General features: G+C 72.6%; 8 protein-coding genes. 1 reads left to right on the forward strand and 7 read right to left on the reverse strand.

From position 1 onward, the window contains the following. Positions 1-24: 24 nt before the first annotated feature. Positions 25-1,053 (reverse strand): 6-phosphofructokinase, encoded by a 1,029-nt coding sequence (locus tag WML84_RS09965; RefSeq protein ID WP_347345992.1) that lies wholly within the window; start codon positions 1,051-1,053, stop codon positions 25-27. A 183-nt stretch (positions 1,054-1,236) separates the two neighbouring features. Between WML84_RS09965 and WML84_RS09970 the strand changes: the two genes are divergently transcribed. Continuing rightward, entirely contained in the window at positions 1,237-2,940 is a 1,704-nt protein-coding gene (locus tag WML84_RS09970; protein WP_347345993.1) for a glycoside hydrolase family 3 N-terminal domain-containing protein, read from the forward strand. 162 nt (positions 2,941-3,102) lie between these two features. On the opposite strand, the gene WML84_RS09975 is transcribed toward WML84_RS09970, so the two are convergent. The 6 genes from WML84_RS09975 to WML84_RS10000 form a co-directional block, all read right to left on the reverse strand. Further along, entirely contained in the window at positions 3,103-5,259 is a 2,157-nt protein-coding gene (locus WML84_RS09975) for a DEAD/DEAH box helicase (RefSeq protein WP_347345994.1), read from the reverse strand. 339 nt (positions 5,260-5,598) lie between these two features. After that, positions 5,599-6,558 (reverse strand): bifunctional riboflavin kinase/FAD synthetase, encoded by a 960-nt coding sequence (locus tag WML84_RS09980; RefSeq protein WP_347345995.1) that lies wholly within the window; start codon positions 6,556-6,558, stop codon positions 5,599-5,601. Next, positions 6,555-7,004, reverse strand: a complete 450-nt coding sequence (locus tag WML84_RS09985; protein WP_347345996.1) for a hypothetical protein — start codon at positions 7,002-7,004, stop codon at positions 6,555-6,557. The genes WML84_RS09980 and WML84_RS09985 overlap by 4 nt, the downstream gene beginning before the upstream one ends. Before the next feature lie 148 nt (positions 7,005-7,152). Continuing rightward, positions 7,153-7,521, reverse strand: a complete 369-nt coding sequence (locus WML84_RS09990; protein WP_347345997.1) for a hypothetical protein — start codon at positions 7,519-7,521, stop codon at positions 7,153-7,155. After that, positions 7,518-8,432: a tRNA pseudouridine(55) synthase TruB gene (gene truB, locus WML84_RS09995; protein ID WP_347345998.1), complete on the reverse strand. Its 915-nt coding sequence runs from the start codon at positions 8,430-8,432 to the stop codon at positions 7,518-7,520. The genes WML84_RS09990 and truB overlap by 4 nt, the downstream gene beginning before the upstream one ends. Beyond that, on the reverse strand, positions 8,432-9,112 hold the full coding sequence (locus tag WML84_RS10000) for a uridine kinase (protein ID WP_347345999.1): 681 nt from the start codon (positions 9,110-9,112) through the stop codon (positions 8,432-8,434). The genes truB and WML84_RS10000 overlap by 1 nt, the downstream gene beginning before the upstream one ends. Positions 9,113-9,167: the final 55 nt, after the last annotated feature.

A 9,167-nucleotide genomic window follows, 5' to 3' on the forward strand; every position in this document is an offset into this window, starting at 1 on the left:
CCGGTCGAAGCCGGCGCCGCCGGATCAGCCGAACAGCGCCGACGCCTCCTCGTACCGGTACAGCGGCACCGTGTTGAGCGCGCCGAGCGCGTCGACGAACGGCACCTGCACGATGTCGGTGCCGCGCAGGGCCACCATCTTGCCCCACGCGCCGTCGACGACCGCGTCGGCGGCGTGCAGGCCGAGCCGCGTGGAGAGCACGCGGTCGAACGCCGACGGCGAGCCGCCGCGCTGGATGTGGCCGAGGACGGTCGCGCGCGTCTCGATGCCGGTGACGCGCTCGATCTCGGGCGCCAGGATCTCGCCGATGCCGCCGAGCCGGGGGCGGTTGAACGCGTCGAGCCCCTTGTCGCTGTGCGCCTCGGTCTGGCCGGTGAGCTTGAAGCCCTCGGAGACGACGACGAGCGGCGCGCGGCCGCGGTCGTGCGCCTTGGTCACCTGCTGGCAGATCTCGTCCATCGTCATCGGCACCTCGGGGATGCAGATGGCGTGGGCGCCCGCGGCGATGCCCGAGTGCAGCGCGATCCAGCCGACGTGGCGGCCCATGACCTCGGCGACCATGCAGCGCTGGTGCGAGTCGCCCGTGGTGCGCAAGCGGTCCATCGCGTCGGTGGCGATGTTGACGGCGGTGTCGAAGCCGAACGAGTAGTCGGTCGCGCGCAGGTCGTTGTCGATCGTCTTGGGGACGCCGAGCACCTTGATGCCGTCGTCGGACAGGCGGTTGGCCGCGGCGAGGGTGCCCTCGCCGCCGATCGCGATGATGCCGTCGACGCGGTGCCGGTCGAGCGTCTTCGCGATGTTCTCCGCGCCGCCGCGCGGGCCCTCGTAGGGATTCGTGCGGCTGGTGCCGAGGATCGTGCCGCCGATCTTGGCGAGCCCCTTCACCTCGTGCCGCGTGAGCGGGAAGAAGTCGCCGTCGACGACGCCGCGCCACCCGTCGCGGATGCCGACGAACTCGAGGTTGTGCGACGTCGTGCCGCGCAGCACGATGCCGCGGATGACGGCGTTGAGACCGGGGCAGTCGCCACCGCTGGTCAGGATGCCGATCTTCATGAGAGAGTGCCCTTCGGTGCGGGTTCGGGTCGGGTCCGGCGACGTCGCCACACCCGACCCTAGCGGCCCGCATGCGGCACCCGCCAGCCGTGCGCACGCGGCGGAGGCGACGCGCGAGCGCAGGTTCAAACCCGAAGCGGAAGCGGCTTTACCCGGGCGATCGTCCTGCCCTAGCGTGGGGCGATGACCACCGAATACACCGGAGCGTTCGACCCGACCGCCGCGCCCTTCCACCTCGACGACGACGCCGTCGCCTGGATCGAGGAGACGCTCGCGGGACTGACCGTGGAGCAGAAGGCGGGACAGCTCTTCGGCCTGCCCGTCCTGGTGCCGGACGCCTCCGCCGTCGACTCCGTGCTCGCCGTCATGGAGCCCGGCGTCATGATGGTGCGTCCGATGGCGGGCGAGATCGTCGACGAGATCGGCCGCCGGCTCCACGAGCGCTGCACGGTCCCCCCGCTCCTCGCGGCCAACCTCGACCAGGGGCCCGACGGCGCCGTCGCCGAGGCGACGTCGTTCTCGTCGCCGCTCGGCATCGGCGCGACCCGCAACCCCGAGCACGCGCGGCGGCTCGGCGAGGTCGACGCGATCGAGGGCGCCTGGAACGGCGTCAAGTGGAACTTCGGGCCGGTGGTCGACCTCGACCTCAACAGCTACAACCCGATGACGAACACCCGCACGTTCGGATCCGACCCAGGCGTCATCGCCGACCTCGCCGTCGCCGAGATCGAGGGGATGCAGTCCCACGGCATGGCCGCGTGCGGCAAGCACTTCCCCGGCGACGGCGTCGACGACCGCGACCAGCACATCCACCCGACGATCAACTCGCTGCCGCTGGACGAGTGGCGCGCGACGTACGGCCGCGTGTGGAAGCGCGTCATCGACGCGGGGGTGCTCAGCATCATGGTCGGCCATATCGCCCTGCCGGCGTACTCGCGGCAGGCCGGCGGCGCCGAGCCGCCGCTGCCGGGCTCGCTCGCGCCCGAGATCCTCCAGGGCCTCGCACGCGACGAGCTCGGCTTCAACGGCCTCCTGTCCACCGACGCGACCCTCATGGGAGGCTTCTCGATGGTCATGCCCCGCGCGCGGGCGGTTCCCGCCGCGATCGCCGCGGGCTGCGACCTGTTCCTGTTCTCCCTCGACCTGCCGACCGACTTCCGGTACATGCTCGACGGCATCCGCGACGGCGTCATCACCCCCGAGCGCCTCGACAACGCCGTGCGGCGCGTGCTCGCGCTCAAGGCGGCCGTGGGTCTGCACCGGTCGACGCCGACGGTCGACGCCGATCGCGACGCCGTGCGGGCCAAGCACCACGAGTGGGCGCTGGAGGTCGCGCGCGACGCCGTGACGCTCGTGAAGGACCTCGACGGCACGCTGCCGCTCAGCCCCGAGACGACGCGCCGCATCCTGGTCTACCCGCTCGACCTGCCGGGCCGCACGTCGCCGGCGAGCGAGCGACTGGCCGCGCGACTGCGCGACCGCGGGTTCGAGGTGACCGTCTACGAGTACCCGCCCGCGGACGACCCCGCCGCGATCGTCGGCGAGCTGTTCACCAACACGGTGTCGCACCTCAAGGAGACCTACGACCTCGTGATGTACGTCGCGGCGATCCCGCAGGTGAGCTTCGGACCCACCATCCGGCTGACGTGGTCGCCGGTCGTGGCCGCGAACACCCCGCACGGCATCCCCGAGATCCCGATGGTGTTCGTGTCGTTCGAGAACCCGTACCACCTGCGCGACGTGCCCCGCATGCGGACGTTCGTGAACGCCTACACCGACAGCGAGATGACGGCGGATGCCGTGGCCGACGCGCTCACCGGGGCGCAGCCGTTCCGCGGCCAGAACCCGGTCGACCCGTTCTGCGGGTACGAGGACGCGCACTGGTGACCCGCGCCGGCCGCTGAGCGGCGCCGCCGCTCGTCGCGGACACGATGCGGGCGGCGGCGCGCTCACGGAACTCGCAGAATCGCGCGGACGTCGGAGGTTCTCGGCGGAATCCTGCGAAGTCCGTCACGTTCTGCGAAGTTCGTGACCGCGCGCGGCCGCGCCTCAGGCGCCGAGCGCCTGCCGCAGCAGGTGCATGAGCGCCGACAGCTGCACCGAGTCGCTCGAGGCCGGGTCGACCGCGATGCCGTCGAGCGCACGCTGCGCGAGCCCCTGCTTCGAGTCGATGAGCTCGGCGATCTTGGTGTCGATCGTGTGCGCGGCGATGATCCGCCACGCCGTGACCGGCTCGTCCTGCCCGATGCGGTGCACGCGGTCGATCGCCTGCGTCTGCTCCGCCGCGGTCCAGCTCAGCTCGGCGAGCACGACGTTCGACGCGGCCTGCATGTTCAGGCCCACGCCGGCGGCGGTGAGCGAGCAGACAGCGATCGCGACGCCCGGGTCGTTGTTGAACGCGTCGATCGCCTGCTGGCGCGCCGACGAGGTCTGGTCGCCCCGGATCGACACCGTGCGCAGACCCGCGCCGGCGAAGTGCGCCTCCGCGGCGTCCATGACGTCGATGTGCTTCGCGAAGAAGACGACCTTGCCGACCGAGCGCTGCAGCTGCGCCGCGTAGTCGGCGGCCAGGAGGGCCTTGGCCTGCCCGATGCGCCGCACCATCGTGAAGACGTTCTCGGCGCCGTTGCCAGCGGCCTTGGACTCCTCGAGCTCGTTCTGCGCGACCAGGCGCACGATGTCGTCGTCGGCCTCGCCGATGCGCACGCGACCGCCACGGGCCTCGATGATGCGGCGGTACTTGGCCGCCAGACGCTCGCCCAGCTCGCGCTCGGCGCGCTGGATCGACCGGCCGTACTCGTCGTCGAGCTCGACCGGCAGGTCGGCGACGAACTTGTCGGGGAGATCGTGGGCGACGTCCTTCTTCTTGCGGCGGACCACGCCCATGGAGATCACGGCGTCGCGGGCCTCGGGATAGAACGCCTTGTCGGCCGGGGTGAGCCCCGTGGCGTCGAGCTTCGCCATCAGCTCGGGGCCGGGCTTCTCGCCGTTGGTCCAGCCGAGGAAGCGCCAGATCGCGTCGAAGTCCTCGACGTCGTTGATGAGCGGCGTGCCGGTGAGGGCCAGCAGCAGCGGGTCGCGCGTCTGCTCGCGCACGCGCGCGGCGAGCGAGAGCACGTTCTGCGACCGCTGCGAGCCGAGGTTCTTGATGAAGTGCGCCTCGTCGACGACGATGCCCTTCAGCCCGATCGAGCTCAGCCACGACAGGTGCCGGTCGAGGATCTCGTAGTTGACGATGAAGACGTCTGCGAACGCGTCGATGCCCTCGCCGTCGCCGTGGATGACCGTCGCGCGGCGCTGCGGCGTCCAGCGGGCCACCTCGCGCGCCCAGTTCATCTTCACGACGTTGGGGACGACGGCCAAGAGCGGATAGGCGTCGGCGACGGATGCCGCGAGCACCGACTCCGCGGTCTTGCCCAGGCCCGGCTCGTCGGCGAGCAGGAACGTGCGCCCGCCGGTGCGGACCGCCTCGAGGAAGCGCGACTGGTGCGGCATGACCTCGAGGCCCTTGGGCGAGAGCCGGTCGAACTCGGGCACCGGGGGCAGCTCCATCGAGGCCGCTCCCCCGCCGGCGCCCGACTCGAACGCCTTGTAGAGGGGCTGCATGAGCTCCCAGCCGTCGAGCCGGCGACGCGGGGTGGGGGCCGGGCGGCGGAGCATGAGGTCGGGCGCGAGGAAGGGGTTCGCCTCGCGGCGCGCCTCGATCTGCGGCGGCGTGACCTGACGCTCGGCGAGGGCGGGCGGGACGACGGTCGCGGCGGGGGCGGGCGCGGCATCCGTGATGATCAGCTCGTCGGGCGCGAGCTCGGCGCCCGACTCGAGCAGCCAGTCGCGGCGCATGCGGCGCGCCACCGGCGACGTGGCCTGGTCGACCTCGAGCAGGTGGATGAGCGACGTGTCGCGGGCGGCGGTCTTCGCGAGGATCGTCGCGACGCCGTCGAGGCGCTTGAGCAGCTCGGCGCGGGCCGCGACGTCGAGCGTGTCGTCGGCCTTGACGCGGGCGCGCTCCTCGCGCACCAGGAAAGCGATCACCTGGAACTTCACGCGGTTCGTGGGGCCCAGCTTGCCGCGCTGGGCCTTGGCCTCGACCTCGCGGACCTTGCGGGCGAGGATCGGGATGAGGGGCGCGTCGTCGTCGCGGCGCGCGGACGACGTCCTCCTGCGGTGCGGCGCAGTCCTCTGCGCGGCGGGTGCCGTGGTCGGCATGCTCCTCCTGAGCGTGTGGCCGGTGCGTCACCGGCGCGATCGCGGAACGATCTCAATTCGGTCGCCACGCGCGAGCGACGCGAGGCGGATGCGGCGGGGATCGGTCCTGCAGGCTGCGGGTACTGGCTTCAGCGAGCTGCGGCGACGGCGGAACGGTCCTCGCCGCCCATTCTAGCCGCACCGCGCGGCATCCGCTCGCGCACCGCGCGGCATCCGCCCGCGCACCGCGCGTCGTCCCGCGAATCACTGTCCGCCCGCGCCGGTCACTGGGCTCCGGGCGACTCACGGCGCTCCAGCGCAGTGAGTCGACGCGCGAGCAGTGAGCGGGCGCGGCGCCGGTCAGGTCAGCAGGCGCCGCACGTCCGCGACGTCGGCGGTCATCTGCGCGACCAGGGCGTCCACGCCGTCGAAGGCCGCCATGCCGCGCACGCGGTCGACGAACTGCAGCTCGACGAGGTGCCCGTACAGGTCGAGGTCGGTCTCGTCGAGCACGTACGCCTCCACCTGCCGCGCGTGCACGTCGTCGAACGTGGGGTTGGTGCCCACGCTGATCGCGGCCGGGTAGCGGATGCCGGGACGCAGGCCGTCGGCGGAGCCCTCGTCCACGAGCCACCCGGCGTAGATCCCGTCGGCCGGGATGAACCCCTCCAGGCCGGGCGACAGGTTCGCGGTCGGAAAGCCCAGGTCGCGCCCGCGCGCGAGCCCGTGCACGACCTCGCCCCACACCGAGTGCGGACGACCGAGGAGCTTCGTCGCGGTCGCCACGTCGCCCGCGGCGAGCACCTCGCGGATCCAGGTCGACGACACGCGGCGCCCGCCGTCGATCTCGCGCACGTCGCCCATCACGTCGACCTGGAAGCCGTGGACGGCGCCGAGCTCGCGCAGCAGGTCGGGCGTGCCGGCCCCGCCGCGGCCGAAGCGGAAGTCGGCGCCCACCAGCACGGTGCGGGCGTCGAGGGCGTCGACGAGGAACCGCTCGACGAACTCGCGCGCCTCGACGCGGGCGAGCTCCTCGTCGAACCGCAGCAGCATCGTCGCGTCGATGCCGGTCTCGGCGAGCAGCTGCAGCTTCTGGTTGACGCCGATGAGGCTCTCCGGGCACAGATCGGGTCGCAGGAGCGCGAGCGGGTTGCGGTCGAAGGTCACCGCCACGACCTTCGCTCCCCCGGCCGCCGCGTTCACGCGCGCGCGGCCGAGCACCGCGCGGTGACCGGCGTGGACGCCGTCGAACTTGCCGATCGCGACGACCGACGGGCCGAAGCCGGCAGGGACCTCGCTCGGTTCGTGGAAGACGATCATGACGCGACCGGCTCGGTCGCGGCATCCTTCTGCTCATCGGCGGAAACGGCGACGGGATGCTTCGCGAGCCACCACAGGCCGAAGAAGGGCAGCACGAGCGGCACGAACAGGTAGCCGCGGCCGAACCACGACCACACGGTCTGGTGCGCGAACAGGTCGGGCGCCGCGAACGACAGGGCGCCCACCACGATCACGCCGGCGAGCTCGAACGTGATCGCGAGCCACGCGACGATGTACCAGCGGCGCGTGCCGGCGAACACGAGCGCGAGCGTCGCGAGGATGTAGACGACGGCGGCGACGGCCGACAGCGTGTACGCGAGCGGCGCCTCGTCGAAGCGCTGGACGATCTGCACGAACGAACGGCCGGTCGCGGCGAGCGCCATGATGGCGTAGACGATCACGAGGACGCGACCGATGCCGGTCATGCGGGGGCGGGACGGAGTCATGACCCGTCCATGATAGCGACCCGGTCGACACGCCCGGACACGCCGGGACATCGCCCCGACCACGAGACTCCAACCGTGCGTCGAGACTGCGCGCCCGGCGCGCCGTCTCGACGCACCAGTGGAGTCTCGCGGGTCGAGCGGTCGCCGCTCAGGCGAGCTGGACGGTCCAGATGACGTGCATGCGCCAGACCATGACCGCCACGGCGAGCGCGGCGATGCCCATGATCACGGTGCTCCAGCGGCTGCGCTCGACGAGCGCCCACAGCACGGCTCCGGGGGGCAGCAGCACCGCCGAGACGAGGTACACCCAGTACTCGAGGAGGCTGCCGGTCGGGGGGTTGCCCGCGAGCGGGGCGACGATCGCGACGACCACCTGGGCGATCAGCAGCAGCAGCACGGCGGCCATGGCGCCGACGCTGAGGTCGCTGGGGCGCCGCCCGGCGAGCCCCAGCACGACGCACAGCAGGCCCGCGACGCTCGCGACGACCACCTGGACGATCGAGAACCACAGGATCACGAGGACTCCTCCGCCATGTTCATGATGCTCTTGACGTCGCCGCCGCGCCGCTCGACGACGCCGACGAGCCGGCCGGCCGGATCGATCGCGGCGGGCGTGGGCGACGGGAGGCGCGACGCCGCACCGGTCAGCCGTTTGCCGTGCCGGAGGTCGCGGGCCTCGTCGGCCGTCACCGGGAAGGCGCCGAGGACGGATGCCGCGACCTCCGCGGGGCTCCGCAGCGTCATGCCGGGCTCGAGGTCGGCGACCGCGTCGGCGACGTCGAACGGTCCGATGCGCGTGCGGCGGAGCGCCGTCAGGTGTCCGCCCACGCCGAGCGCCGCGCCCAGGTCGCGCGCGAGCGCCCGGATGTACGTGCCGCTGGAGCAGTCGACCACGACGTCGACGTCGAGCACGCCGTCCGCACGCCGGACGTCGAGCACGTCGAACCGAGACACGGTCACGCGCCGGGCCTCGAGCTCGACCTCCTCCCCCGCTCGCGCCAGGTCGTAGGCGCGCCGGCCGCCGATCTTGATCGCCGACACGCGGCTCGGCACCTGTGCGAGCTCGCCGGTCAGCGCGGCGACGCCGGCGCGCAGGGCGTCCGCCGTGACGGCGGCGACGTCCGCGGCATCCGCTCGGGCCGTCTCGACGCCGTCGGCGTCGTCGGAGTCGGTCGCCACGCCCAGGCGGATCGTCGCGGCGTACGTCTTGTCGAGGCCGACGACATAGGTGAGCAGGCGCGTCGCCGGCCCCACCCCGAGGACGAGCAGGCCCGTCGCCATCGGGTCGAGGGTGCCGGCGTGCCCGATCTTGCGCGTCTGCAGCGCGCGGCGCGCCCGCGCGACGACGTCGTGGCTCGTGATGCCGCCGGGCTTGTCGACGAGCAGGATGCCGTTCGGCGCCGGCATCCGATCGTTCGGCGCGGGCATCAGCAGTAGTCCCGGTAGACCCGCGCCGGGGCCGCGGGGTCGGTGTTGTCGACGATCGCCGAGGCCGCCGCGCGGGGATCGCCGTCGCGCAGGTAGAGCTCGAACCCCTGCCGGTAGCGCGCGTTGGACGGCGCGGACGGGTCGGGATCGGTGCCGTCGCGCTCGGCCATGCGCGCGTAGGCGACGTCGATCGGCACGTCGAGCCACACCGTCCAGTGCCACATGTCGCGCAGCTCGGGCCGGTTCACGAAGAGCCCGTCCACGAGGAGATAGGCGTCGCGCGGGGCGGTCGTCCACTCGGCCTCGGCGGGCGCGTCGCGGTCGAGGTCGAAGGCACGCAGCTGGAAGCCGGTGCCCACGTCGCCGCCGCCACGGAACGGGTCGACCAGCACGCGGCGGAACGTGCCGAGGTCGTACGAGTCGCGGTAGTGCCCCTCGGGCGACGTGCGCCCGCGCGCGTACCGCTCCGCACGGGGCCGGTGGAAGTCGTCGAGCGAGGCGCGGAAGACCGCGACGTCCTCCTCGGCGAAGGCCTTGGCGAGGTTGTCGGCGAACGTCGTCTTGCCCGCGCCGTCGATGCCGTCGACGCCGACGAGCACGCGGCCGCGGCGGTTGCGCTGCCGGATCTCGTCGCGCAGCGACCGCCACAGGATCGAGGCGGGCGTGGTGGGCAGACGCATGGCACAAGCCTACGGTCCGACTCGGGTGGTGCACCGGTGATCCTCGATGCCAGTG

It is taken from the genome of Microbacterium sp. (genome assembly GCF_039812165.1).
In the GTDB taxonomy this organism is placed as follows: domain Bacteria; phylum Actinomycetota; class Actinomycetes; order Actinomycetales; family Microbacteriaceae; genus Microbacterium.

Bases quoted from the DNA above. Each gene is read 5' to 3' on its own strand.
- WML84_RS09965 (WP_347345992.1), bottom strand. From the start codon at position 1,053: ATGAAGATCGGCATCCTGACCAGCGGTGGCGACTGCCCCGGTCTCAAC.
- WML84_RS09970 (WP_347345993.1), top strand. From the start codon at position 1,237: ATGACCACCGAATACACCGGAGCGTTCGACCCGACCGCCGCGCCCTTC.
- WML84_RS09975 (WP_347345994.1), bottom strand. From the start codon at position 5,259: ATGCCGACCACGGCACCCGCCGCGCAGAGGACTGCGCCGCACCGCAGG.
- WML84_RS09980 (WP_347345995.1), bottom strand. From the start codon at position 6,558: ATGATCGTCTTCCACGAACCGAGCGAGGTCCCTGCCGGCTTCGGCCCG.
- WML84_RS09985 (WP_347345996.1), bottom strand. From the start codon at position 7,004: ATGACTCCGTCCCGCCCCCGCATGACCGGCATCGGTCGCGTCCTCGTG.
- truB (WP_347345998.1), bottom strand. From the start codon at position 8,432: ATGCCCGCGCCGAACGATCGGATGCCGGCGCCGAACGGCATCCTGCTC.
- WML84_RS10000 (WP_347345999.1), bottom strand. From the start codon at position 9,112: ATGCGTCTGCCCACCACGCCCGCCTCGATCCTGTGGCGGTCGCTGCGC.